25 protein-coding genes are annotated in these 25,772 nt (G+C 29.8%); 15 read left to right on the top strand and 10 right to left on the bottom strand.

The features are described 5' to 3' along the window. The first annotated feature begins 21 nt into the window (after positions 1–21). From CLV86_RS06935 to CLV86_RS06870, 14 genes are all read left to right on the top strand, one after another. Positions 22–540, top strand: coding sequence for a DUF6913 domain-containing protein (locus CLV86_RS06935; protein WP_121051141.1), 519 nt, complete (start codon positions 22–24; stop codon positions 538–540). A gap of 3 nt (positions 541–543) precedes the next feature. After that, positions 544–1,428, top strand: a complete 885-nt coding sequence (dapA, locus tag CLV86_RS06930) for a 4-hydroxy-tetrahydrodipicolinate synthase (RefSeq protein WP_121051139.1) — start codon at positions 544–546, stop codon at positions 1,426–1,428. A gap of 166 nt (positions 1,429–1,594) precedes the next feature. Further along, positions 1,595–2,395 carry an outer membrane protein assembly factor BamD gene (locus tag CLV86_RS06925; protein WP_076733552.1) on the top strand — a complete coding sequence of 267 codons (801 nt, stop codon included), beginning with the start codon at positions 1,595–1,597 and terminating at the stop codon, positions 2,393–2,395. Positions 2,396–2,405: 10 nt separating this feature from the next. After that, positions 2,406–2,732, top strand: a complete 327-nt coding sequence (locus CLV86_RS06920) for a DNA-directed RNA polymerase subunit omega (protein WP_076733551.1) — start codon at positions 2,406–2,408, stop codon at positions 2,730–2,732. 4 nt (positions 2,733–2,736) lie between these two features. Further along, entirely contained in the window at positions 2,737–3,948 is a 1,212-nt protein-coding gene (coaBC, locus tag CLV86_RS06915; RefSeq protein WP_121051137.1) for a bifunctional phosphopantothenoylcysteine decarboxylase/phosphopantothenate--cysteine ligase CoaBC, read from the top strand. Beyond that, entirely contained in the window at positions 3,941–4,828 is an 888-nt protein-coding gene (gene porD / locus CLV86_RS06910) for a type IX secretion system protein PorD (RefSeq protein ID WP_121051131.1), read from the top strand. Before coaBC ends, porD begins: the two co-directional genes overlap by 8 nt. A 134-nt stretch (positions 4,829–4,962) precedes the next feature. Continuing rightward, positions 4,963–6,615, top strand: coding sequence for a DNA repair protein RecN (recN, locus tag CLV86_RS06905; RefSeq protein WP_121051129.1), 1,653 nt, complete (start codon positions 4,963–4,965; stop codon positions 6,613–6,615). Between the two features lie 111 nt (positions 6,616–6,726). Next, on the top strand, positions 6,727–7,551 hold the full coding sequence (locus tag CLV86_RS06900; RefSeq protein WP_121051127.1) for an enoyl-ACP reductase FabI: 825 nt from the start codon (positions 6,727–6,729) through the stop codon (positions 7,549–7,551). Positions 7,552–7,795: 244 nt separating this feature from the next. Beyond that, complete coding sequence (locus tag CLV86_RS06895) at positions 7,796–10,603, top strand: T9SS type A sorting domain-containing protein (protein ID WP_121051125.1); 2,808 nt, start codon at positions 7,796–7,798, stop codon at positions 10,601–10,603. 104 nt (positions 10,604–10,707) lie between these two features. Next, a complete protein-coding gene (locus CLV86_RS06890) occupies positions 10,708–11,715 on the top strand; it encodes a glycosyltransferase family 2 protein (RefSeq protein WP_121051123.1) in 1,008 nt (335 codons plus the stop codon). After that, complete coding sequence (locus tag CLV86_RS06885) at positions 11,715–12,677, top strand: CdaR family protein (protein ID WP_121051121.1); 963 nt, start codon at positions 11,715–11,717, stop codon at positions 12,675–12,677. The genes CLV86_RS06890 and CLV86_RS06885 overlap by 1 nt, the downstream gene beginning before the upstream one ends. After that, a complete protein-coding gene (gene coaE / locus CLV86_RS06880; RefSeq protein ID WP_121051119.1) occupies positions 12,674–13,267 on the top strand; it encodes a dephospho-CoA kinase in 594 nt (197 codons plus the stop codon). Before CLV86_RS06885 ends, coaE begins: the two co-directional genes overlap by 4 nt. Before the next feature lie 117 nt (positions 13,268–13,384). Continuing rightward, positions 13,385–14,911 carry a sensor histidine kinase gene (locus CLV86_RS06875; protein ID WP_249037460.1) on the top strand — a complete coding sequence of 509 codons (1,527 nt, stop codon included), beginning with the start codon at positions 13,385–13,387 and terminating at the stop codon, positions 14,909–14,911. A gap of 4 nt (positions 14,912–14,915) precedes the next feature. Beyond that, positions 14,916–15,623, top strand: a complete 708-nt coding sequence (locus tag CLV86_RS06870) for a response regulator transcription factor (protein ID WP_076733541.1) — start codon at positions 14,916–14,918, stop codon at positions 15,621–15,623. A gap of 51 nt (positions 15,624–15,674) precedes the next feature. On the opposite strand, the gene CLV86_RS06865 is transcribed toward CLV86_RS06870, so the two are convergent. The 9 genes from CLV86_RS06865 to CLV86_RS06825 all read right to left on the bottom strand — a co-directional run bounded on the left by CLV86_RS06865 (position 15,675) and on the right by CLV86_RS06825 (position 24,429). Further along, positions 15,675–16,895 (bottom strand): DUF2254 domain-containing protein, encoded by a 1,221-nt coding sequence (locus CLV86_RS06865; protein ID WP_346226859.1) that lies wholly within the window; start codon positions 16,893–16,895, stop codon positions 15,675–15,677. Between the two features lie 97 nt (positions 16,896–16,992). Then, positions 16,993–17,904: a tRNA (adenosine(37)-N6)-dimethylallyltransferase MiaA gene (gene miaA, locus CLV86_RS06860; protein WP_121051115.1), complete on the bottom strand. Its 912-nt coding sequence runs from the start codon at positions 17,902–17,904 to the stop codon at positions 16,993–16,995. A gap of 9 nt (positions 17,905–17,913) precedes the next feature. After that, complete coding sequence (locus CLV86_RS06855) at positions 17,914–18,774, bottom strand: ion transporter (RefSeq protein ID WP_121051113.1); 861 nt, start codon at positions 18,772–18,774, stop codon at positions 17,914–17,916. A 21-nt stretch (positions 18,775–18,795) separates the two neighbouring features. After that, a complete protein-coding gene (locus CLV86_RS06850; protein WP_121051111.1) occupies positions 18,796–20,175 on the bottom strand; it encodes an exonuclease domain-containing protein in 1,380 nt (459 codons plus the stop codon). Between the two features lie 88 nt (positions 20,176–20,263). Then, positions 20,264–20,932, bottom strand: coding sequence for a YggS family pyridoxal phosphate-dependent enzyme (locus CLV86_RS06845; protein ID WP_121051109.1), 669 nt, complete (start codon positions 20,930–20,932; stop codon positions 20,264–20,266). After that, positions 20,932–21,171: a hypothetical protein gene (locus CLV86_RS06840; RefSeq protein WP_170148518.1), complete on the bottom strand. Its 240-nt coding sequence runs from the start codon at positions 21,169–21,171 to the stop codon at positions 20,932–20,934. The genes CLV86_RS06845 and CLV86_RS06840 overlap by 1 nt, the downstream gene beginning before the upstream one ends. 7 nt (positions 21,172–21,178) lie before the next feature. Beyond that, positions 21,179–22,417: a DUF1015 domain-containing protein gene (locus tag CLV86_RS06835; protein ID WP_121051107.1), complete on the bottom strand. Its 1,239-nt coding sequence runs from the start codon at positions 22,415–22,417 to the stop codon at positions 21,179–21,181. Positions 22,418–22,492: 75 nt separating this feature from the next. Next, positions 22,493–23,383: a 3-hydroxyacyl-CoA dehydrogenase family protein gene (locus CLV86_RS06830; protein ID WP_076733534.1), complete on the bottom strand. Its 891-nt coding sequence runs from the start codon at positions 23,381–23,383 to the stop codon at positions 22,493–22,495. 86 nt (positions 23,384–23,469) lie between these two features. Beyond that, entirely contained in the window at positions 23,470–24,429 is a 960-nt protein-coding gene (locus CLV86_RS06825) for a Gfo/Idh/MocA family protein (RefSeq protein WP_076733533.1), read from the bottom strand. Positions 24,430–24,586: 157 nt separating this feature from the next. Here CLV86_RS06825 and CLV86_RS06820 point away from each other — a divergent pair, with 157 nt between their 5' ends. Next, a complete protein-coding gene (locus tag CLV86_RS06820; RefSeq protein ID WP_076733532.1) occupies positions 24,587–25,228 on the top strand; it encodes a protein-L-isoaspartate(D-aspartate) O-methyltransferase in 642 nt (213 codons plus the stop codon). 3 nt (positions 25,229–25,231) lie between these two features. Here the strand turns inward: CLV86_RS06820 and CLV86_RS06815 are convergent, their stop codons facing one another. Then, on the bottom strand, positions 25,232–25,747 hold the full coding sequence (locus tag CLV86_RS06815; RefSeq protein WP_121051105.1) for a DUF1648 domain-containing protein: 516 nt from the start codon (positions 25,745–25,747) through the stop codon (positions 25,232–25,234). Between the last annotated feature and the right edge of the window lie 25 nt (positions 25,748–25,772).

The following is a 25,772-nucleotide window of genomic DNA, read 5'->3' as shown; positions in this document are numbered from 1 at the left end:
TTGTACAAAGTTTAAATATAAATGATTTTAAAAGGATTAAAAGAAAAATCTAATAAAAACTATATTAATTCTAGGTTAAAAAATAGAGTTGTCTCACAATCAAATAGTAAGATTAATAGTATAGGAGTTATTTTTAATGCAGAAGAGATAGATAATCTTCCAGATTTTAATTTTTTAGCTAAAAATTTATATTTAAATAAAGAAGAAATAGAAATTATTGCTTTTAAAGAGCAAGTTAAAAAAGAAGAAAATACTTTTAAGCCAACCTTTACATTAAAACATTTAGGGTGGAAAGGCGTTATAAAAGATAAAGAATTGCAACAGTTTTTAAATAAAGAATTCGATTTGTTAATAAGTTATTTTAAAAACGACACAACACATTTAAAACTTTTAACTGTTTCTTCAAAATCAAAATTTAAAGTCGGCGTTTTAGAAACAGACGAGCGTGTAAACGATTTGATTATAAAAACTGAAATGAATGATTTTAAAACATTTACTTCAGAATTAAAAAAATATTTGAATATTCTAAATAAAATATAAATAATGAAAAATCCTTTTTTAGGTACAGGAATTGCAATAGTTACACCATTTACAACAGAAGGTGAAGTAGATTTTAAAGCACTAGCTAATATTGTAGAATATAATATAAAAAATGGTACTAATTATATAGTAATTAGTGGTACAACAGGCGAAAGTGTAACTATAACAAAGCAAGAAAAGCAAGACATAATCGATGCCATAATTAAAACTAATAATGATAGATTGCCACTAGTTTTAGGTATTGGAGGAAACAATACAAATGCAGTTATAGAAGAAATTAAGACAACAGATTTATCTAATTTTGCAGGAATTCTATCTGTATCTCCATACTATAGTAAACCAACTCAAGAAGGAATATATCAACATTTTAAAACTGTTTCACAAGTATCTCCTGTACCAATTATTTTATATAATGTGCCAGGTAGAACAGCATCTAATATGCTTCCAGAAACAACAATAAGGTTAGCAAACGACTTCAAAAATATTGTAGCAGTAAAAGAAGCAGGTAATAATGTTGCCCAATATTTACAATTGTTAAAAGATAAGCCAGAAGGATTTGGAGTTATATCGGGAGACGATGATTTGGCTTTACCAGTAGCTTTAGCTGGAGGAGATGGAGTAATATCGGTAATTGGACAAGCATTTCCAAAACCATTTTCAAAAATGATAGCACTAGGTAGAGAAGGAGATGCTAAACAAGCATTTAAGCTTCATTTTAAATTAATGGAAATAACAAGTCTTATTTTTTCAGAAAACAATCCAGCAGGAATTAAAGCTGTATTGCAAGCCCTAAATCTTTGTAACGACACAGTTCGATTACCACTTGTTGTCGCTTCAGATGATTTAAAAATTAAAATAGCAAACTTTATAAAGCAGTTTGAAAGTTAAATATTACTTAAACCGTGTGGTAGCTTAATTTCAACTCTTACTTTAGCAGTAAAATTATATTTTTAATATCCATATAAATAGCGTATTTTTGCATCTTGTTTCAAAATCTATAAAATAAACATAAAATTATTTTATAAAACAGATGAAAAAACAATAAAAAAAATTGATGAAAAACTTATTTTATTTACTACTCTTAGTCCTAACGCTTAGCTCTTGTAACGAATATCAAAAAGCTTTAAAGTCTGAAGATATTGCAGCAAAATATAAAGTTGGAGAAGAACTTTATAATGCTGGGAAATTTTCTAAAGCAAATCGTTTATTCGAACAAATAATACCGCAATATAGAGGTAAGCCGCAAGCAGAAAGATTAATGTTTTTAAATGCAGATGCTTCATATCAAACAGGAGAGTTTTATGTAGCAGGTTATCATTTTGAGCGTTTTGTTTCTGCATATCCAAAAAGTTCTAAAAGAGAAGAAGCTACTTTTAAAGCAGCAAAAAGTTATTATCAATTATCACCAGTATATTCTAAAGATCAAGAAGATACATATACCGCATTAGAGAAATTGCAAAATTTTATTAATGTTTATCCAGAATCTACAGATGTTACTGAAGCTAACGCCTTAGTAAAGGAATTAAGCTTTAAACTTGAAAAAAAGGCATTTGAAACTGCAAAACAATATAATAGAATTTCAGATTATAAAGCATCTATTTCGGCAATAGATAACTTTATAATAGATTTTCCAGGTTCATCACTTCGTGAAGAAGCTTTGTATATTAAATTTGATTCTGCATACCAACTCGCAGTTAGAAGTGTAGAATTTAAAAAGAAAGCTCGTTTAGAAGCTGCAGAAGCATATTATAATGCATTTAAAAAAGCATATGCAAGTTCTACTTTTTTAGAAGATGCAACAACAAAGTATGAAGATACTTTAGAACAATTAGAACAGTACAATACAAAAAGTTAATAAAACAACTATGGATTTAAAAAAGATCGATGCGCCTTTAAGTACAACAACTTATAATAGAAATAAAGTTGATGCACCTACAGAAAACATTTACGAAGCTATTTCAATTATTTCTAAAAGAGCAGAGCAAATTAATTCTGAAATTAAAAAAGAGTTAATTGAAAAGTTGGAAGAATTTGCAACTTACAACGATTCTTTAGAAGAAATCTTTGAAAACAAAGAGCAAATTGAAGTTTCTAAATTCTACGAAAAACTACCTAAGCCACACGCTTTAGCAGTTAAAGAGTGGTTAGACGGTAAAGTTTACCATAGAAATACAGAAGAAAAACAAGACTAATACTATGTCTATTTTAAGTAGCAAAAATATACTATTAGGCATTAGTGCTGGTATTGCTGCTTATAAAACAGCCATACTAGTAAGAGAATTTATAAAAGCAGGTGCTAACGTAAAAGTAGTTATGACACCTGCTTCTAAAGATTTTGTAACACCTCTTACACTTTCTACACTATCTAAAAATCCTGTACACTCTTCTTTTTATAATGAAGACGATGAGAATGCAGAATGGAATAATCATGTCGAGTTAGGGCTTTGGGCAGACTTTTTTGTAGTTGCACCAGCAACAGCAAATACCCTATCTAAAATGGCAAATGGTACATGCGATAATTTATTATTAGCAACATACTTATCTGCTAAATGTCCTGTATATTTTGCTCCGGCAATGGATTTAGATATGTACATTCATCCATCTACAAAAAATACATTTGCTAAGTTGGAAAGCTTTGGAAATATCATGATTCCCGCAGCATCTGGTGAATTAGCAAGTGGTTTAGTAGGACAAGGTCGCCTTGCAGAACCAGAAGATATTGTTGCTTTTATAGAAGCCGATATTCTTAAAAACCTTCCGTTAAAAAATAAAAAAATACTTATTACAGCAGGACCAACCTACGAAGCTTTAGATCCTGTTCGTTTTATAGGAAACCATTCTAGCGGAAAAATGGGTTTTGAAATAGCTAAAGCAGCAGCAGGCCTGGGAGCAGAAGTAATTATAGTTACTGGTCCAACGCACCAAAAAGCTAAACACAGTTTAATACAAGTTATTCCTGTAGTTAGTGCGCAAGACATGTATGAAGCCGTACACCAGCATTTTAATTTTGTTGATGTGGCAATATTATCTGCAGCAGTTGCAGATTATAGACCAAAAGAAGTTTCACAAAGTAAAATAAAAAAGAAAGGTGAAACGTTAACATTAGAGTTAGAGAAAACAAAAGATATATTAGCTTCTTTAGGAGCTATAAAAACAAAACAAATATTAGTTGGTTTTGCATTAGAAACAGATAATGAATTAGAAAATGCAAAAGGCAAATTAAAAAAGAAGAATTTAGACTTAATTGTTTTAAATTCGTTAAAAGATAAAGGAGCAGGTTTTAAAAAAGACACTAATAAAGTGACTATTATAGACAAAAATAATAATATAAACGCTTACCAATTAAAATCTAAAGCAGAAGTGGCAAGAGATATTTTAAGCGTTATAACACAAAAATTAAATGCGTAAACTACTTATACTTTTAGCCTTTTTTACAATAAACTTTGGTTTTTCTCAAGAGCTAAACTGTAATGTAGTTGTAAATGCGCAATTAACGGGTAACGAGAATCTTCAAATATTTAAAACACTTGAAAATCAATTAACAGAGTTTGTAAATAAAACAAAATGGACCAATAGAAATTTTAAACCTCAAGAACGTATAAACTGTAATATAGTAATAAATGTTACAGGACAATCTGGAGAAAATTTTGAAGCATCTATACAAGTACAGTCCTCAAGACCAGTATTTGGTTCTACATACACAACGCCTATTTATAATATAAACGATAAAGACTTTTCTTTTAGATATTTAGAATTTCAAAATTTAATTTATAATGAAAATCAGTACGAATCTAATCTTGTTTCTGTATTGGCTTTTCATATAAATATGGTTTTTGGTTTAGACGCCGAAACTTTTCAAAAAGAAGGTGGCGATCCTTACTTTAAGCAAGCTCAACGTATTGTAAATTTTTCTCAACAAGAAAATTTTAAAGGTTGGAAATTAGAAGATGGATTACAAAGTAGATTTGCACTTATAGATAATATTTTATCTCCAACATTTAGTGAGTTTAGAACCGTAATGTATAATTACCATAGAAGAGGAATGGACATTATGAGTGAAAATAGTAAAGATGCAAAAAATGAAATTGTATTAGCGCTATCATATTTTAAGAAAATGAATTCTAATAGACCAAACTCTTATCTTGCCCGTATATTTTTTGATGCAAAAGCAGAAGAAATAGAACAAATATTTTCTTCTGGACCTAATGTAGAAGTTGTAGATTTGATAGAGCTATTAAACCGCGTCGCTCCAACACATGCCAGCAAATGGCGAAATATAAAATATTAATTTCTTTATTTTTATTACTTAGGTAACAATCTAATAATTATATTTAATGTACACTCTTAATTTGTAGTTATTGCGTAAATTAAATATATAAATTAGAGATTGTAATTAAGTACCGCTTATTAAATTTAAAAAATATGTTAACTTCTTTATCCATAAAAAATTATGCTTTAATAGATCATTTACAAGTAGATTTTAATAATGGGTTTACAATAATTACTGGAGAAACAGGTGCAGGAAAATCTATATTATTAGGAGGACTCTCATTAATATTAGGTAAACGAGCAGATTTAAGTAGTCTTCGTAATAAAGAAAAAAAATGTGTTATTGAGGCTAATTTTGATGTAACAAACTATAAACTCGAAACTCTTTTTAAACTCGAAGATTTAGATTTCGAACCACAAACAATTATTAGAAGAGAAATATTGCCAAGTGGTAAATCTAGAGCTTTTGTTAACGATTCTCCTGTAAAACTTTCTAGCTTACAAGCTTTAGGAGAACGATTAATAGATATACATTCTCAGCACGAAACACTTCAAATGGTAGACGATAGTTTTCAATTTCAAGTTATAGATGCTTTAGCTAATACCCAAAAAGAAATATCAAATTATTCAAAAAAACAATTAGAATATAAAGCATTAAATAAAGATTTAGAAAAGTTAATAGCCTTTCAAACCGAAGCTATTAAAGAACACGATTATAACTCTTTTTTGTTAAACGAATTAACCCAAGCGAAGCTTAAAGCTGGAGAGTTAGAGACTCTAGAAGAAGAGTTAGAAATGTTAAGCAATATAGATGCTATTCAAGAAAAGTTAACAACATCAAATCAATTATTAAGCGATGAGCAAATAGGTGTTTTATCTACTTTAACAGAATTAAAAAATACACTTAAACAAGTATCTGTTATTTCTAATAAATACGAAGATCTTTATAGTCGTGCTAATAGTAGTTTAATAGAGTTAGACGATGTTTTTAGTGAATTAGAAACTTTTCAAGAAAATTTAGAAGCAGACCCAAATAGATTGCAAGAAGTAAACGGAAGATTAACAATTATAAATAACTTATTTCAAAAGCATGTTGTATCTTCTATAGAAGAACTAATTGTAATAGAAAATCAATTATCAGACAAAGTATTAGCAACAGAAAATGTAGATTCGGATATAGCTAAAAAGAAATTCGAAATTTTAAAAGTAAAACAAGATTTAGATGCTTTAGCGTTATTAATTCATAATAAAAGACAAAAAGCAATTCCATCTTTAAAAGAAAAATTAGAAGCTATTTTAGCACAATTAGGCATGCCTAACGCCCAATTTAACATTGTACTTTCATTATCAGAAACATATTATTTAAACGGAAAAGACAGTTTAGATTTCTTGTTTTCGGCTAATAAAGGAGGAGAATTTAAACCACTTAAAAAAGCAGCATCTGGAGGAGAATTATCACGTATAATGCTTGCTATAAAATCTATACTTACTCAATATATAAAATTACCAACTATAATGTTCGATGAGATAGATACAGGAGTTTCTGGAGAAATATCTAATAAAATGGCAGATATTATGGCAGGAATGAGTAAAACCATGCAAGTATTTAGTATTACACATTTACCGCAAATTGCGGCAAAAGGTCATACACATTTTAAAGTGTATAAAAAAGATGTAAACGAGGTTACAACAACTAATCTAGTAAAACTTAATCACGACGAGCGTATTGTAGAAATCGCACAAATGCTAGGTGGAGTAGATGTCTCAAATTCTGCCTTAGCGCACGCAAAAGAACTACTAAATTAAACACCTTTGTTTATATAAAAGTAGATAAAAGCTAATTATAAAAAATAAGAGTATTTTATATTATCTTTGATGCTTAATACAACTTACCAAAACGACTAAATAAATAACAATATGTCATACAATTTATTAAAAGGAAAAAGAGGAATTATATTTGGAGCATTAGACGAAAATTCAATCGCTTGGAAAACAGCCGAACGTGTACATGAAGAAGGAGGAACTTTTGTACTTACTAATGCGCCGGTTGCTATGCGAATGGGTGAAATAAATAAGCTAGCAGAAAAAACAGGTTCGCAAATTATTCCTGCCGATGCTACAAGTGAAGAAGATTTGCAAAATTTAGTGTCTCAAGCAACCGAGATTTTAGGAGGTAAATTAGACTTTGTTTTACATTCTATAGGTATGTCTATTAATGTAAGAAAAGGAAAACATTATACAGACCAAAATTATGCATGGACACAAAAAGGAACAGACGTATCTGCAATGTCTTTTCATAAAACTATGCAAACACTTTATAAGCAAGACGCTATGAATGAGTGGGGAAGTATTGTAGCATTAACATATATGGCAGCGCAACGTGTATTTCCAGATTATAATGATATGGCAGACAATAAAGCATATTTAGAAAGTGTAGCACGTAGTTTTGGATATTTTTTCGGAAAAGATAAAAAAGTAAGAGTAAATACAATTTCACAGTCGCCAACACCTACAACAGCAGGAAGTGGAGTAAAAGGATTTGATGGTTTTATAGCTTACGCCGAAAAAATGTCTCCTTTAGGAAATGCAACAGCAATGGACTGTGCTAATTATACAGTATCATTATTTAGTGATTTAACAAAACGTGTAACATTACAAAACCTTTATAATGATGGAGGATTTAGTAACATGGGTGTTAGTGATGCGGTTATGGATGCCTTTGTGAAAGGACAAGAAAAATAAAAATTATAAAAAATAAAAATTATAAAAAATTAAAATTATAAACCATTCAAAATTAATTGAATGGTTTTTTTTATGCCCTAACAAAAAAATAATACTAAATGATAATCAAACTGTTAACAAATCGTTAACATTTAATCGATATAAAAGGCATGTTGTCGATTTGTTGGTTTTTATTCTTATTACTTAATAAAAAAACAATATTTTGGTAAGATTAATAATTAATATTTACCTAAAACAATTTAATATGAAGAAAATTACTTTTTTACTTTTAATGCTGTTTGCATCATTCGCTGTTTCTGCGCAATGTATCAATACTACAGCATATTTAACAGTGACATCTAATAACAACAATGTTAGTCAACAAATTGGAACTTGTACTTACTCCACCGAGTATAATACAATAAACGGAATAGTTGTAGGTGAAGATTATGAGTTTGTTGCCACTGATGCTGGAACCGATGTCTATGTAACGATTACTGATTTATCAAACAATGTAATTGCATCCGGGCCATCTCCATTAACAGTTTCTGCAATTACTTCATCAGAGGTAAGATTGCACGTTACTGCAGACGAAACATGTGCTGGAGGTTCTGTTTGTCATGTAACTTCTTTTAGAAGTACATCATTTACTTGCCTTCAACCAACAGCTTTAACAGCAAGTAACATAACTACTTCTGGTGCAGATTTAGGTTGGACAGAGAATAATACTGCAACTTCATGGAATGTAGAAATTGTAGACGTTACTGCTGGCGGAACACAAACAATGACAGCAACAGCTTCTGGCGTTACAAACCCATATACAGCATCAGGTTTAACAGATGCTAATGATTACGAGTTTTATGTGCAAGCAGACTGTGGCGGAGGTGATTTATCACCATGGGAAGGACCATTTGCTTTTACAACGATTGCAAATTGTGTAGACCCGAGTGGTTTGACAATTTCGAATGTAACGACTGTTTCTGCTGAGGCGTCGTGGACCGAAAATGGAACAGCTAGTGTGTATAACGTAGAGTTAGTTAATATTACGGCAGGTGGAACACAAACAATGACTGCAACAGAAGCAGGAGTTGGTAACCCACATACATTTACTGGACTATCACCAAATGTTGATTATGAATATTACGTGCTTGCAGATTGTGGAGCAACAGGAGGAACAGGTGTTTCACAATGGGTTGGACCATTCGCTTTCTCAACAGCATGTTCAGCTATAGCAGCACCATATATCGAAGATTTTGAATCTTTTACGACAGGTTCATCTGCTTTTATTGAAGGAGAGTGTTGGGCAGGATCTGGAGGTTCTTACTATTGGGAGTCAGCTCCAGGAACAGATACAGGCTCTTCAGATACTGGACCAGATCCGTCTGTTACTACTGGTAATTATTTTTATACGGAAGCAACAAGTGGATCTGCAGGAGATATAACAGAATTAACTGCTCCAATGGTAGATTTATCTGCTCTTACAGCACCTGCTTTGTCTTTTGATTATCATATGTACGGATCTGTAACAGGAACATTAGATGTATTAGTTAATGGTAACGTTGAATATAGTATTTCAGGGCAACAACAAGGAGCAGCTACAGATCCTTTTTTAAATGCAGTTGTAGATTTAAGTACTTATGCAGGTCAAACTATACAAGTTGTATTTAGAGCAACGAGTGCCGGAACTTATCAAGGAGATATGGCTATAGATAATGTTTCTTTTGATGAAGCTCCATCTTGTATAGCTCCTGCAGGAAATGTTACAGTGGTAGATGATTGTGCAAACTCAATGTTTTCTATTGATGTTGATGTAACTAATTTAGGAAGTGCAACTACTGTAAATATTTTTGATGGAACGACTTCAACTCCTGTAACAGTTACAGGTGTTACAACAGTTGGACCTTATGCTTTTGGAAGTTCAATTAATATAACTTTAGTGCATGATACAGATAATTCTTGTGATGCAGATTTAGGTATGTATACTGAGGGAATTTGTCCTCCAGTGAATGATGCTTGTGAAAATGCAATTACTATAAATTCTGGAGATTCTATATCTGGAAGTACTGTTGGTGCAACTAATGTTGAAAATTTAACAGCATGTTCAGGTGGTACTGTTGGTACTACTTGTGACCCAGGTGGAGATTCTTCACCTAATGGAGGTTTCCTTGTTTTTGGAACAGGAGTATGGTATGTATATAACTCTCCAGGAAACGAATCTATTTCTGTTGAAGATTCTGCTGGTGCTTTCGATTCAGAAATTCAAGTATGGTCTGGAGCTTGTGGTTCATTAGTATGTGTTGCAGGAGATGACGATAGTTCAAATGTAGGAAATGGAGGTTTTGTTTGTTTCGATTCTGAAGCGACACCAACAACATATTATATTTATATAGATGGTAATGCTGCTACAGGTACAGGAGCTTATACATTAAACTTAAATACAACACCTATACCAGTCGCAAACGATGAGTGTACAACAGCTGAAGCATTAACTTTAGGTGTTATGGCTACTGGAGATACATCTACAGCTACAGATTCTGGAGTGGCAGCAGGTTCTTGTGGTGCAACTGGTGGAGATCAAGATATTTGGTATTCTTTTGTTGCTACTTCTACAATGGCAGTAACAGTTGATACAACTGCAGATACAGTTGTAATATACGATGATACTGCTTGTACAGGAGGTGCAGAAATTGCATGTGTTGGAGAAGGTTCTACAGATGTTGGAGGTCTTACAGATGGAGCTACTTACTATGCAAGAGTTTATAACAGTGGTATTGCTAAAGTAGCCGGACCAGTTAATATAACAATCTCAGAAACTACATTATCTACTAGAGATTTTAATGGAAACACTATTTTCTCTTACTATCCAAACCCAGTAAATAATACATTAACATTAAACGCTCAACAAGCTATAAATAATGTTACTATATTTAATATGTTAGGTCAAGAAGTTATTAGAACAGCACCAAATGCTGTATCTAAAGATGTTGATATGTCTAACCTACAATCTGGAACTTACTTTGTACAAGTAACTGTTGGAAGTGCAGTAGAAACTGTAAAAATTATTAAAAACTAATAATTTATATAATATGTTTTACTAAAACTTAGTACTACATAAATATTATAAAAGCCACTCTTTTTAGAGTGGCTTTTTATATTGTATTACTGTACATTTGTATTATGCAATTATCGTTTTCATTTATTATTCCTGTTTATAATCGCCCTAATGAGATAGAAGAGCTTTTACAGAGTTTTTCTAAATTAAAGTTTAGCGGAGATTATGAGATTGTTATTGTAGAAGATGGCTCTACAGATTCTTCAGAATTAGTAGTAAAAAATTATAATTCACTTTTAAATATTTCATATTATTTCAAAGAAAATTCTGGTCCAGGAGACTCTAGAAATTTTGGTATGGAAAAAGCAAAAGGAAATTATTTTATAATTTTAGACAGCGATTGTATTTTACCAGAACAGTATCTAAATGAAGTTATACGTAATTTAAAACATAATTATGTAGATTGTTTTGGTGGACCAGATGCAGCACATGCGTCATTCTCTAACCTACAAAAAGCTATAAATTTTAGCATGACTTCTTTTATAACTACAGGAGGAATTAGAGGTAATAAAAAAAGTGTAAATAAATTTCAGCCTCGAAGTTTTAATATGGGCCTATCTAAAAAAGCATTTCAATCTACTGGTGGTTTTGGGCGTGTTCATCCAGGAGAAGATCCAGACTTATCTATAAGATTATGGGATTTAGGGTTTGAAACAGCATTTTTTGAAAACGCTTATGTTTACCATAAACGTAGAATATCTTGGTCTAAATTTTATACTCAAGTAAATAAATTTGGTATGGTTAGGCCAATTCTTAATAAATGGCACCCACAAACTAAAAAAATAACATATTGGTTTCCTACCTTATTTGTGCTAAGCATTGTTTTTTCAATTATTATATCGTTTTTAGAAATAAAGCTGCCTTTATATTGTATATTAGGTTATTATGGTTTAGCTTTTAGTTTAGCTTTAATAAAAACAAAAAATATAGTAGTTGCATTTCAATCTTTAATAGCAATAACAATTCAATTTTTTGGTTATGGTATTGGGTTTTTAAAATCGACATTTTATTTAAGTATTTTAAATAGAAATCCAGAAGCGCAGTTTCCTAAATTATTTTTTAAACATAAATAATGTCTTTAATCTCAAGCACAATAAAAAATATAGTAAGAAGCAGGAAACTAAATGTATTTCTTATATTTTTTATATTGGCTTTTTTTATTTTAATCTTAGCAAGGTTATCGGCAAGTTATACAAATACAGTAAAATTTAAAGTTGTATTAAAAAACATACCAGATGAAATGGTAGTGCTTAACGACTCTACCAATGTATTAAACTTTACAATGAATACAGATGGTTTTGAGTGGTTAAAGTACTATTTTAAAACACCTTCAATAGATATAGATTTTAAAAATGAAGTAAGAAAAAGCGATTCGCTTTATGTTTGGTCTTTGTCTAGAGGATATTCAGGAATTAATGATCAATTTGGAAAAAATATAGAGATAAAAACTATTAATCCAGATACACTATTATTTAAAGTAGATATTAATGCTGTTAAAAAGGTGCCTGTTATGCCTAATTTAAAAATTAATTATAGTCCAGGTTATAATGTTTTAAATTCTATAGTTACTAATCCAGATTCCGTAAAAATAATTGGCCCAAAATCTTTAATTTCTAATATAAATAATTTAGAAACAAATGTGTTAAAACGAGAGAATGTTAACAAGCCTTTTAATGCTAGATTAGCATTAAAATTAGATAGTTTAGATTCTCAAATTTTAGTAAAAACTAAAAGTGTAAGTGTAGATATATTAGTAGAAAAATTTACAGAGGGAACTTTAACTTTACCTGTAGAAATTATTAATGTACCTAAAAATGTAAAAGTTAATTATTTTCCTAAAACGGTTAACCTATCTTACTACACTAGTTTAGAAAATTATAATAAAATAACTGTAGACGATTTTGATGTTATATGTGATTTTAAAGAGCATAATAATAAGTCAACATATTTAACACCAAAGTTAATAAAGTCTCCAAAAACAATAAAAACAGCTCGATTACATGAGCAAAAAATAGAATATATAATCTCAGAATGATAACTGTTGGACTTACAGGAGGAATTGGTAGTGGAAAAACTACTGTAGCTAAAGCTTTTGAAGCTTTGGATATACCTATATATATAGCTGATGATGAAGCCAAAAAATTAATGAATAACTCTAAAGTAATTAGAAGAAAGCTAATAAAACTTTTTGGAGAAGAAGCATATTTAAATGGCACACTTAATAAACCATATTTAGCCAAAGCTATTTTTAATAATAAAGAATTATTAAAAAAAATGAATGCTATTGTACATCCTAAAGTAGGAAAGCATTTTGTAAAATGGAAAAACAAACAAACTGCTCCTTATGTTATAAAAGAAGCCGCTATACTTTTTGAAAATGGAAGTTATAAAAATTACGACTACATTATAACTGTAACTGCTCCAGAAGAAACACGTATTAAACGTGTGTTAAAGCGTGATAACTCTAATGTAAAAAAAGTAAAAGCAATTATAGCTAACCAGTGGCCAGATATTGAAAAAATTAAGCTTTCCGATTTTGTAATAGAAAATATAGATATTAAAAAGACAAAAGAAGAAGTTTTAAAAACCCATCAACAACTCCTTAAACTTGCCAAAAACATTTAAAAAGTTTTAAGTTTTAACATTTTTGTTAATGTAAGGTTAAATCCGTCGTTTACTAAATGTTAAAATATTAATTTTGAATGAATGAGTAAAAAAGTGTTTTTTGTACTAGTTGTCCTAATGAGTTTATCTCTTATAGGTATCATATTTGTGCAAAGCTATTACATATCTAATTCTATAAGCAGTAAAGAAGATAATTTCAACTTTAATGTTAAACAGTCGTTAATTCAAGTTTCTAAAAATGTTGAACAAGAAGAGTTTAGAGACTATGTTTACAAATTAAAACGTTTAATAGCTCAAGATATAGATATAATTAGAGATACAACAGCTATTCGAAATCTTTATGTTAAACAAGAAGATCAAGCTAAAAACGAAACACTTGTTTACAGAAATGGAATATTAGAAGAAAATTATAAATTATCTCCTGCGCTCTTTGACATAGGTTCTGATTCAATAAGTATTAAAAAAATTATTAGTGAAAAAGAAACCAAAATCTTTAAAACTAGTGAAATTGATGGAAATTTAAATAATAATGAGATTTTTACAGAGTATGGAAGAACAGAAAAAATACTCTTTGATGATTATTATAGAGATTTCGCGTACAGAACTCCAATTCATAGAAGAATATCTCGAGAAAACATAGATAGATTGTTAGCTCTTAAGTTAAAACAATTTGACATAGATATTGATTATGAATTTGCTATATATAGTAATGATTTAGCAACAAAAGTACAATCTGAAAATTTCGAATTAGAAGACCAGATTACAATGGAAGTTCCTATTTTTTCTGAAGATAACGGAACAAACAACTATAGATTGTTAGTTAATTTTCCACAAAGAAATAGGTTTATTTGGTCGTCTGTATTAGGTATGTTAGGGTTATCTGTTTTGTTTACATCTATAATTATAATTGCCTTTATAACTGCATTAACGCAAATTATGAGGCAAAGACAAATTGCAGAAATTAAAACAGATTTTATAAATAATATGACACATGAGTTTAAAACACCTATTGCAACAATAAATTTAGCTTTAGACTCCATAAAAAATCCTAAGATTATTAATGATAAAGATAAGGTAAAACGCTATTTAGGAATGATACGTGAAGAAAACAAACGTATGCATGCCCAAGTAGAAAATGTACTTAGAATTTCTAAATTAGAAAAAAACGAGTTAAATATTAGTAAGGAAGGACTAGGTATTCACGACTTAATAGAAGACGCTATCTCACATATAGAATTAATTGTAGAAGATAGACAAGGACATATAGAAACAGAACTTAAAGCAACCAAATCTTCTGTATTAGCTAACGAAACACATTTTACAAATGTTCTAGTTAATATATTAGATAATGCTATAAAATATTCGCCAGAAGCACCAAAAATTACTGTACAAACAGAAAATGTAGGTAATAGCATTTTGGTAAATATTAAAGACGAAGGTAGCGGAATGAGTAAAGCTGCTGCTAAACGTGTTTTCGAAAAATTTTATAGAGAGCACACAGGAAATATACACAATGTTAAAGGTCATGGTTTAGGCTTGGCTTATGTAAAAAGAATAGTAGAAGACCACAACGGTCATATATCAGTAACAAGTGAAAAAGGGAAAGGGAGTACTTTTACAATAAAACTTCCGTTAATATCATAACATTATGGACGAACAAGAAAAGAAAATATTATTAGTAGAAGACGATCCAAATTTTGGAACCGTTTTAAAAGATTATTTAATGATGAATGATTACGAAGTAATCCACGCCAAAAATGGAATGGAAGGCTTCGAGAAGTTTAAAAAAGACGACTACGATCTTTGCATCTTAGATGTTATGATGCCTTATAAAGATGGTTTTACGCTTGCCAAAGAAATTAGAGAAAAAAATGCCGAAGTACCAATTATCTTTCTAACAGCTAAGGCAATGAAAGAAGATGTACTTAAAGGATATAAAGTAGGAGCAGACGATTACCTAAATAAACCTTTTGATAGTGAAGTGCTTTTAATGAAAATTAAAGCAATAATGGCTAGAAAAGCAACAGATACTGTTGCGGATAGTAAACAATTTGAATTTAAAATTGGAAATTTCGACCTTAATTCTAAATTAAGATTTTTAACTTTTAAAGGAGGAGAACAAGTAAAATTATCTCCAAAAGAAAACGAATTATTACGTTTATTGGCTTTACATGAAAACGATTTAATGCCAAGAGAATTAGCGTTAACAAAAATATGGAGAGACGATAACTATTTTACATCTAGAAGTATGGATGTATATATAGCTAAACTTCGTAAATACCTAAAAGTAGACGATAGAGTAGAGATATTAAACATACATGGAGAAGGCTTTAGATTAGTTGTTAATCCAGAGTAGAATCTACATTCAATTTACAAATAAAAAACACCACCTATAAAGTGGTGTTTTTTATTTAATACTAGCCAAATCTCTTTCATTTTTTATAGAAGATTTAGCATCAATTTTTAATTGTTCTATTTCGTTAATAATTACTTTTTTATAATTTTCGTTAGTACATGTGTTTTTCAAGCTAGTTAGCATAACTAATAGTTTTTGTACCAAAATAATGTCGTGTTTACAGTAAGTTCTTAAAGCAGCCATGACTTGAAAAAGTAAAGTTTTAAAACTAACTGTTTCCATTGTAATTACTATTTCGTCATCAATTTTAGTATAAGTAACATCATTTTTTTCAATTCTAATACTAAAAAGCTGCGTTAAATAATCTATAGCATTTATAGCTGTTCCAGGATCGTTAATACCAGGAGACATGGCTTTAACAGCAATTTCTGTTAATTGCTTAAAGGCTAGCGCGTAATTATCTTCTATCATTTCGCTTTTAGCAAAGGCAAAAAGTTTTAATATTTTTTCAATTTCCTCATCTTTAAGTTTTACGTTAGATTTAAATAAATCATTCTCCTTAAGCACAAAGGTACCTTTAATAGGTATTATTTTAATTTTAGCATCTATTTCTTTAGTTATTTTAGCAATGTTTGTTAACGATACATCTTGCAAATAACCACTAATGTTAGATTTGTAACAGTTCCAATTTTCGGTGTTTTCAAACTCTTTAATATCATCTCCTTCATCTTCATTTTCAATTAAAATTTCTAAACGTTTTTTAGAAGTTTTAAATATTTTCTGCATTATATTACTAATCTGTATTTCTTGAGAAATAGAGTGAATAAAATAAATAAATGCTGCTAGACAATTAAGCATAAAAATAATAGCAAACAGTACCGAAAATCCTGGTAGTTGGTATTTATTACCATCTGGCTCTATGTAAACTAGAATAAAAATGCAATAAATAATGGTAGATAAATAAATTCCTAAAACTATTTGATGTCTTGTGTTAGATATTAATCCAGGTAATAGGCGAGGAGAAAAGTTACTAGAAGCTTGACTTAAAAGTATCATTACCATAGAGAAACTAAAAACCATAATAGAAATTAAACCAGCAATAAATGTGGTAAGTAAAGATCTTGCAGTTTCGGTATTATTAATAACTAATTGTGGTACGGTTTCTAACAAATATTTAGAGATACCTTGCTCTTCAAGGTAAAACATAAGATATGCAAACAAGCAGCCTACAAAACTTATTAGGGTAGGATAGAATGCTATTTTGTCTTTCAATTTATAAATTAATCGAAAGATGTATATAAATCGTTCTTTCATAAAGAGGTATTTATGTCTAAGATACTGTATTACTTTAATAATTGAAAGTATCCAATTATAGTTTGCTTTTTATGCTAGAGATTATATTGTCTACACTTGTTTGGTAGTCAAACCATAAAGTATTAGGGTCACGTTTAAACCAGGTTAATTGGCGTTTAGCAAATCTCCTTGTATTTTTCTTAAGTTCTTGAATTGCAAAATCAAGTGTCCATTCGCTATTAAAATAATTAAAAAACTCTTTGTATCCTACCGTATTTAATGCGTTAAGATGTTGCTTGTTAATAAGAGATTTTACTTCTTCTAATTGTCCTTGAGACATCATAATATCTACGCGTTTATTAATACGGTTATATATTGTCTCGCGCTCTGCAGTTAGACCAATGGTTATAGTTTTAAATATGCGTTTATTTTTGTCTTTATTTAAAAATGAAGAATATGGTTTACCACTTCCTAAACATATTTCTAAAGCTCTAATAACACGTTGAGGATTATCTATAGCAATTGTGTTATAAGCTTTTAAATCTAATGTTTTTAATTGAAGCTGAAGTTTTTGTAGACCATTCTCGGCTAATTCTAAATTTAATTTTTCTCTAATACTCTTATCTATTTCTGGAAAATAATCTAATCCTTTTGTAACGGCATCTACATAAAGACCAGAACCTCCAACCATAATAACAATATCATGTTTTTTAAATAAATTGTCTAAGGTTTTAATAGCATCTTTTTCAAAAGCACCAACGTTATAGTTATCTTCAATAGATTTATTATGTATAAAATGATGTTTTACTTGAGATAGTTCTTCTTTAGTTGGAGCCGCCGTACCTATTTGCATTTCTTTATAAAATTGTCTAGAATCTGCAGATAATATTTCGGTTTTAAAATGTTGCGCAAGTTTAATACTTAAGCTTGTTTTACCAATGGCAGTAGGTCCAACAATGGAAATAAGATATTTGTTTTTAGAATTCAAAAGTGATGACTATTCTATGTGTAAGTTATGGCCGCAATTATAGCAGTACTCGGCCTCATCTTTATGTTTTGTTGATAAACAATTTTGACACGTTTGAGAGTTTAAGTGAATTTTTTCTGCTTTACTATCCTTGTCAATATCATTTTTGTTTGCGTTTTTGGTATATTCTGCCGAAACAATTCCTGTAGGAACAGCAATAATACCATAACCCATAATCATAATTATAGTTGCTATTAATTGGCCTAAAGGTGTTTGTGGAGCAATGTCTCCAAAGCCTACAGTTGTAAGTGTTACAATACACCAATACACACTTTTTGGAATATTAGAAAAGCCATGCTCTTCTCCTTCTACCAAATACATTAAGGTTCCAAAAATTATAGATGCAATTAATACTGCAAATAAAAAAACAGATATTTTTGCACGACTGGCTTTTATGGCAGAACTTAAATGGTTAGAAGCACCAAGATAACGTGCCAGTTTTAATACTCTAAATATTCTTAATAGACGTAAAGCTCTTAATGCAACTAATGCGTTACTTCCAACAACAAAAATAGATAAGTACATTGGTATTGTAGATAAAAGATCTATAATTCCATAAAAACTAAGAATATATTTTTTAGGCTTATTTACTGTAATAATTCTAGCAATATATTCTATAGAAAATAAGATAGTAACTATCCATTCTCCTATATATAAAATATCGTGGTATTTGTCATCAATCCAACTAACACTCTCTAACATTACTAGAGCAATACTTGCTAGAATAAAAATAAGTAAAACAATATCAAAAAGTTTACCAGCAGGAGTGTCTGCTTCGTAAATAATCTCGTGGAGTTTATTTTTTAAATTGTTTTTATTTGTTTTACCCATAAATCAAAAATACTAAAAAGATTATTTCCTTAGCTCAGAATCTAATTTAAGAATTTTAAGACGCTTATTTTTTCTTAAGTAACTTTGTATTATGTGTTGCGTGTGTTTATTGTTTTCCATTGGAATAATAATAGATTTTAAAATGTCTTTATTATTTAATTGGTAATTTAAATCGTAAAAACCATAGCCTTTAAATATTCCATTTTCAATTAAAATTGCACTACGTTCGTTAACATTTCGACCTTTGTCTATAATAATCATGTCTTGGTCTTTGTAGCTATATTTAGATATAAACTTATTAACACGATTGTTATATAATTTAGTGTTTTCTTCATTTACACAAGCGCCATCACATTCTTTTAATTCATACCTAAAACAGCTACTTAAACTTTTTTCTAAACCTGTTAGCTTTAGGCATAAACTGTATTTTTCTGTGGCTTGATGCAAAAAATCCTTAGCACTTTGCTTATTACTAAATGTTGTTATAGGTCTTTTTCGTCCATCGGCTACATCAATTTTTAAATTTATATAACCGTTATTATCTAAAGTAGTATATAAAGCGTGAGAGAAAACATTTTTTCTTAAACCTCTATTAAATATAGGTTTATTTTTTTTTATCTCATGGCTTTCTTTTAATAGCGCAATTAACTCACTACCTGTAGCATCGTAAGTAACAGTTGCTACCTGTAATTGAATTTTTTTAGATTTTCTATTAGTACCTGTAAAATGCTGATTAATACGCTTTTTTATATTCTTACTTTTCCCAATATATATAATATTGCCATCTTTATTATGTATATAATATACACCAGTAATCGAAGGTGTTTGGGCAATAATATCTACTAGTTTTGGCTCTAATTGTTTTTGTGTGTGTTTACGTAAAAATGTTTTAATTATTGTTTTTTCTACGTCTTTGCTTAGTAAGAGTTTAAAAAGTTTTACAGTAGCTAAAGCATCTCCAGAGGCTCTATGCCTATCTGTAACCGGTATTCCTAAAGAACGTACTAATTTTCCTAAGCTATAAGATGGTAAATCTGGAATAAGTGTTTTTGCTAATTCTACGGTACAAAGTGTTTCTTTATTAAAATCAAAACCTAAACGCCTAAATTCTGTAGTTAGTATTCTATTATCAAACTGGGCATTATGTGCAACTATAACGCAACCTTCGGTGATTTCTACAATTCGTTTTGCAACCTCATAAAATTTAGGCGCATTTTTTAACATATTACTGTTAATTCCTGTAAGGTTAACTACAAAAGGCTGTATTTCTCTTTCCGGATTTACTAAGCTTATAAATTGGTCTACAATCTCGTGTCCATCAAATTTATAAATAGCAATTTCAGTAATGCCTTCTTCATTATATTTACCGCCAGTGGTTTCTATGTCTAGTATTGCGTACAAATAAGTTAAAAGTTGCTTGTGTTTATTAGTGTTGTAAAATAATCTGCTTTATTTTAGTAAGATTGTTTTGCAGTTTTTATTATAGTGATTAATTATAATTTCTGCTGCCAAATATACTACTTCCAACGCGAACCATTGTACTTCCACATTCAATAGCTAAATTGTAATCTCCACTCATTCCCATTGAGATTGTTTCTAATTTACAATTAGTAGAATTTAATAATTTTAATTCGTCAAAAACTGTTTTTAATAGTTTGAATTCTTTTTCAATTTGTAGCGTATTATTAGTAAAGGTTGCCATACCCATAACACCAGTAATTTTAATATTTTTTAAAGCTGAAAAGTCTTCCGATTGTAAAATAGTTGAAGCGTCTTGAGGAGTCATTCCAAATTTAGAATCTTCTTCGGCTATTTTAATTTGAAGCAAACAATCTATAACTCTATCATGTTTTTTTGCTTGCTTATTAATTTCTTTTAATAGTTTAAAGCTTTCTACACCATGAATTAAACTTACAAACTCAGCCATGTATTTAACTTTATTACGTTGTACATGTCCAATCATGTGCCATTTAATGTCTTTTGGCATTTCTTTATATTTTTCAACCATTTCCTGGATTTTGTTTTCTCCAAAAACGCGTTGTCCAATGTTGTAAGCTTCCATTAAATCACTAATAGGTTTTGTTTTAGAAACAGCTACTAATGTTACGTGTTCTGGAAGTGATTGTTTTATATTATTAAGGTTGTTTTGTATGCTCATTATTCTTCTTTTCTAGTAATTGCATAATAGATAACATAAAGCCAACTAAAAAGGCCATGAATTATTGCAAATAAAATAGATTTGTTTCTTTCCCATGAAGTAACTACAGCAATTACAGAGCCAAGACCAACTCCATTTTTTATTATGGTATTTTGTATAGTACTAGATTCGTTCTGGAAAGCAAAACATTCTAAACTTATTAAAAATATAATACAAAAAGAAATATGGTGTTTTTTCATAGTTTTATTAAAATTCATAAATGGTTACACCACTTCTTAATTTTGGTTCAATATAGGTGCTTTTTGGTGGCATTTTAAGGCCATCGTCTGCAATTTTTTTCATTTGCTCAATGGTTGCAGGAACCATACCAAAACCAACTTTAAACTCGCCACTATCTATTTTGCTTTTTAGATTTACAATTTCTTTTTTTCCGCTTAAATAATCTATTCTATTATCATTTCTTAAATCGTAAATTCCAAGAATAGGTTTTAATATAGTTTGGTAAAGCAGTTGCGCGTCTAATTCGTCTAAAGATGTTTTAAAGCGATAGTTTGTTTTTCTTAAGTATAGCGAGTAAAATTCACCATCTAAATACATGCTAAAATGATGAGGTTTAGAAGGTTTATAAGGCATTATACCTCGGTTTTCAATACGATATATTGCATCTAGCTTAATTAAAAATTCTTCTTTAGTAAAACCATTTAAATCTTTTACAAGTCTATTAAATTCATGGATTTTAAGCTCGGATTCTGGAATAAGAAAACTCATAAAAAAATTATAAGTTTCGTTACCTTGATGGTTTTTATTTTCTGCCTTTAAATCTTTACAAAGTAAATTTGAAGAAGATGAACGATGGTGCCCATCTGCAATATAAAGTGTTTCCATTTTTGCAAAAGCAGCTGTAATTGTTTTTACATGTGCTTCATTATCTATTTGCCATAAGTAATGTGTATCGCGATATGTTGTTGTAAATTCAAATTCTGCACGTTGTTCCTGAATTTTATTTGTAATAGTTGAAATTTCACTATTATCAGGATAGGTTAGGAGTACAGGTTCTGCATTAAAGCCTACGGTTTTTAAATAGTCTTTAAATACAGTTTCGCGTGTAGTAATAGTATCTTCATGTTTTTTAATAACATCGTTTAAGTAGTCTTCTACACTAGCCGCAGCAACAATGCCGTTAAATTCTTGATTGTCACGATCTACAATTTTGTAAATGTAAAAAGATGGTTTCTTGTCTTGTACAAAAATACCATCTTCTTTAAATTCTAAATATCTGTTTTTTACTAATTGGTAGCGTGCCTCTCCAGAAATCTCTTTAGCATATTTATAGCCTGGATTTACAATATGTAAAAAAGAAAATGGATTATAATCTAAACGTGCTTCGCGTTCTGCTTGCGTATAACTCTGGTACGAGCGTGATGCTACAAGGCTTACTTTATCTCGTGTTGGTTTTACTGCTTTAAACGGAACTACTTTTGCCATAAATTTAGATTACAAACATAATAGTAGTATTTACTTAAATTATAAGTTTACTTAACTAAAAACTACTATTATAATTTATTTTAAAAATTGCTTAGCAACTTTTTCGGCTTTTCTAGATTCTGAATAATCATAAAAACCTTCACCAGATTTTACACCTAATTTACCTGCACGAACCATATTTACTAATAATGGACAAGGTGCGTATTTAGGGTTTTTAAAGCCATCGTACATAACGTTTAATATTGATAAACAAACGTCTAAGCCAATAAAATCTGCTAATTGTAATGGTCCCATTGGGTGTGCCATTCCTAATTTCATTACCGTATCTATTTCTTCAACACCAGCTACTCCATTATATAGTGTTTCTATAGATTCGTTAAGCATTGGCATTAAAATACGATTGGCTACAAATCCTGGGTAATCGTTTACTTCTGTAGGTGTTTTGCCTAAAGTTTTAGATAATTCCATAATGGTGTTTGTAACAGCATCACTTGTATTATAGCCACGAATAATTTCTACCAATTTCATAATTGGTACAGGATTCATAAAATGCATACCAATTACCATTTCTGGTCTAGATGTTACAGCTGCAATTTGTGTAATTGAGATTGATGATGTGTTTGTAGCTAAAATTGTGTTTTCTGGACAAACATCGTCTAATTGTTTAAAAATATTAAGTTTTAAATCTATATTTTCTGTTGCTGCTTCAACTACTAAATCTGAATTTTTAACACCTTCTTTAATATTTGTATAGGTTGTAATATTACCTAAGGTTTCAATTTTATCAGATTCTGATATTTTTTCTTTAGAGAGCATTCTATCTAAATTTTTAGTAATAGTTGCTACTCCTTTTATTAACGATTTTTCGCTAATATCTATTAATTGTACTTTAAAACCAGATTGTGCAAAGGTATGAGCAATACCGTTTCCCATTGTTCCTGCTCCAATTACTGCTATGTTTTTCATTTATATTTTATTTGTTTTTATAATTATAATCTAAACAGTTTATAACATACTGTTTAAATTGTTATTAATTGTATAATAATGTTTTTCTAAAATTGATCGATAATCATTGTTGCTACACGTAATGCTTCTGTTCCATCGTGAAGTGTAACTACTGGCTTTGTATTAGTGTTTATAGCATCAGCAAAACTTTCAAGTTCATCTAAAATGGCATTGTTTGATGATACCTCGGGATTATCAAAATAAATTTGCTTTTTAACACCTTCGGCATTTTGAAGAATCATATCAAAATCTCCAGGTGTTTTTGGTGCATCTTTCATCTTTACAACCTCGCATTTTTTCTCTAAAAAATCTACAGAAATGTATGCGTCTTTTTGAAAGAAACGTGTTTTACGCATATTTTTTAAAGAGATTCTACTTGCTGTTAAATTAGCAACACAACCGTTTACAAACTCTATTCTTGCGTTTGCTATATCTGGAGTATCACTAATTACAGATACGCCACTTGCAGATACGCTTTTTACTTTAGATTGTACAACACTTAAAATAACATCTATATCATGAATCATTAAATCTAACACTACAGGAACATCTGTGCCGCGAGGATTAAATTCTGCAAGACGATGTGCTTCTATAAACATAGGGCTGTCTAATTGATGCTTTATAGCAATAAAAGCAGGATTAAACCTTTCTACGTGCCCAACTTGACCTTTTACACCATGCTCGGCAACTAAGGTTCTTAAAGTTTCTGCCTCTTCTACGGTATTGGTTATTGGTTTTTCTATAAAAATATGTTTGCCTTTTGCAATGGCTTGCCTAGCACACTCGTAATGAGATAGTGTAGGTGTTACAATATCTACCATATCTACAGCATCTATTAAGGCTTCAATGGAATTAAAGTATTTGTAACCAAATTCGGCCTCAACTTTTTTACCATTTTCTTCACTCGAATCGTAGAAACCAACGAGATTATATTTGTTAGATTGATTAAGTAATCTTAAATGTATTTTTCCAAGGTGTCCAGCACCTAAAACTCCAGCGTTTAGCATTCTGTTTACGTTTTTTTCAAAAATAAGATATTTAGCTACGAATTTCGCAAAATTGATTGAATTTTTAATTGCTTTTATTATTAAAATTAAAATTTAATTTTTGCTTTTAAAACGACATATCTTTTATTAATTTTAGCATTCTAAACTACCCATAATTTTGCGAGATACTTTTAAACATCAAGGCCTTAGACAACAATTAGTTAATGTTTTAATTGGTAAAGGTATAACTGATAAAACAGTTTTAAATGCCATTGGAAAAATACCAAGACATTTGTTTATGGATTCTGGTTTTTTAGATCATGCATACCAGGACAAAGCATTTCCTATTGCAGCAGACCAAACAATATCTCAACCTTATACCGTGGCTTTCCAAACGGAATTAATGCAAATAGAAAAAGGAGATAAGGTGCTAGAAATAGGAACAGGAAGCGGTTACCAAACGGCTGTTTTGTGCGACTTGGGAGCAAAAGTTTATACTATAGAAAGACAACAGGAGTTGTTTAAAAAAACGAGTAAATTTTTACCGAAATTAGGTTATAGAGCTAAAAAGTTTGTTTTTGGTGATGGTTATAAAGGTTTACAGGAGCAGGCACCTTTTAAAAGTATTATTGTAACTGCTGGTGCTCCTTTTGTTCCAAAACCATTGTTAGCACAGTTAGAAATTGGTGGTCGTTTAGTAATACCAGTAGGTGATAATGTGCAAACCATGACGCTTTTTGTTAGAAAAGGAGTAATGGAATTTGATAAAACTGAGTTTGGCGAGTTTAGGTTTGTGCCATTGCTTGAAGATAAAAACTAATATTTAATTTCTTCTAAAAACTTTTAATAATACAAAAATTAAAGGTCCAAAGGTTAGGGTAGCAACAATGGTGTATATTAAATATTCGATCCAAATTCCAAATTGATTGCCGTTGTTTAATGCGATATTTACTATTTGATAACTTGTAATTACAAATAGTATTGCAATTAATACATTAATATAGGTAATCATTTTTACTGACTCTTTATATTGTTTCTCTGCATTTTCTTTTGTTATTTTTATTGGGTAATTAAAAATATGAGGATATTGATTAAGTTTAAATAATGCAAAAGAGGTTAAAGCTCCAATAATAGCTAATACAAATAAAGAATCTTTACCTCCATAACTATTAACTTCGCCTTTATAGTTAAAATGCATTGGAACTTGTTCTGGTAGTGCAGAATAGTAAATTGCAGGATATATAAAACAAAAGATAACACAAATTAATACTATAATTTCTAATACTTTTTGTGTTTGGTCTTTTTGGAGTTTTATTTTAGGTCTGTTTTCGTTAAACATGTTTTATTGTAAAAGGAATACTAAA

It is taken from the genome of Lacinutrix venerupis (assembly GCF_003663945.1).
Taxonomy (GTDB): Bacteria; Bacteroidota; Bacteroidia; order Flavobacteriales; family Flavobacteriaceae; genus Lacinutrix; species Lacinutrix venerupis.
This window is presented reverse-complemented; position numbering and strand designations above follow the sequence as displayed.

Excerpts from the sequence above, each read along its gene's own strand:
- CLV86_RS06935 (WP_121051141.1), top strand. The coding sequence starts at position 22 with ATGATTTTAAAAGGATTAAAAGAAAAATCTAATAAAAACTATATTAAT.
- dapA (WP_121051139.1), top strand. The coding sequence starts at position 544 with ATGAAAAATCCTTTTTTAGGTACAGGAATTGCAATAGTTACACCATTT.
- CLV86_RS06925 (WP_076733552.1), top strand. The coding sequence starts at position 1,595 with ATGAAAAACTTATTTTATTTACTACTCTTAGTCCTAACGCTTAGCTCT.
- CLV86_RS06920 (WP_076733551.1), top strand. The coding sequence starts at position 2,406 with ATGGATTTAAAAAAGATCGATGCGCCTTTAAGTACAACAACTTATAAT.
- coaBC (WP_121051137.1), top strand. The coding sequence starts at position 2,737 with ATGTCTATTTTAAGTAGCAAAAATATACTATTAGGCATTAGTGCTGGT.
- porD (WP_121051131.1), top strand. The coding sequence starts at position 3,941 with ATGCGTAAACTACTTATACTTTTAGCCTTTTTTACAATAAACTTTGGT.
- recN (WP_121051129.1), top strand. The coding sequence starts at position 4,963 with ATGTTAACTTCTTTATCCATAAAAAATTATGCTTTAATAGATCATTTA.
- CLV86_RS06900 (WP_121051127.1), top strand. The coding sequence starts at position 6,727 with ATGTCATACAATTTATTAAAAGGAAAAAGAGGAATTATATTTGGAGCA.
- CLV86_RS06895 (WP_121051125.1), top strand. The coding sequence starts at position 7,796 with ATGAAGAAAATTACTTTTTTACTTTTAATGCTGTTTGCATCATTCGCT.
- CLV86_RS06890 (WP_121051123.1), top strand. The coding sequence starts at position 10,708 with ATGCAATTATCGTTTTCATTTATTATTCCTGTTTATAATCGCCCTAAT.
- CLV86_RS06885 (WP_121051121.1), top strand. The coding sequence starts at position 11,715 with ATGTCTTTAATCTCAAGCACAATAAAAAATATAGTAAGAAGCAGGAAA.
- coaE (WP_121051119.1), top strand. The coding sequence starts at position 12,674 with ATGATAACTGTTGGACTTACAGGAGGAATTGGTAGTGGAAAAACTACT.
- CLV86_RS06875 (WP_249037460.1), top strand. The coding sequence starts at position 13,385 with ATGAGTTTATCTCTTATAGGTATCATATTTGTGCAAAGCTATTACATA.
- CLV86_RS06870 (WP_076733541.1), top strand. The coding sequence starts at position 14,916 with ATGGACGAACAAGAAAAGAAAATATTATTAGTAGAAGACGATCCAAAT.
- CLV86_RS06855 (WP_121051113.1), bottom strand. The coding sequence starts at position 18,774 with ATGGGTAAAACAAATAAAAACAATTTAAAAAATAAACTCCACGAGATT.
- CLV86_RS06845 (WP_121051109.1), bottom strand. The coding sequence starts at position 20,932 with ATGAGCATACAAAACAACCTTAATAATATAAAACAATCACTTCCAGAA.
- CLV86_RS06840 (WP_170148518.1), bottom strand. The coding sequence starts at position 21,171 with ATGAAAAAACACCATATTTCTTTTTGTATTATATTTTTAATAAGTTTA.
- CLV86_RS06835 (WP_121051107.1), bottom strand. The coding sequence starts at position 22,417 with ATGGCAAAAGTAGTTCCGTTTAAAGCAGTAAAACCAACACGAGATAAA.
- CLV86_RS06830 (WP_076733534.1), bottom strand. The coding sequence starts at position 23,383 with ATGAAAAACATAGCAGTAATTGGAGCAGGAACAATGGGAAACGGTATT.
- CLV86_RS06825 (WP_076733533.1), bottom strand. The coding sequence starts at position 24,429 with ATGCTAAACGCTGGAGTTTTAGGTGCTGGACACCTTGGAAAAATACAT.
- CLV86_RS06815 (WP_121051105.1), bottom strand. The coding sequence starts at position 25,747 with ATGTTTAACGAAAACAGACCTAAAATAAAACTCCAAAAAGACCAAACA.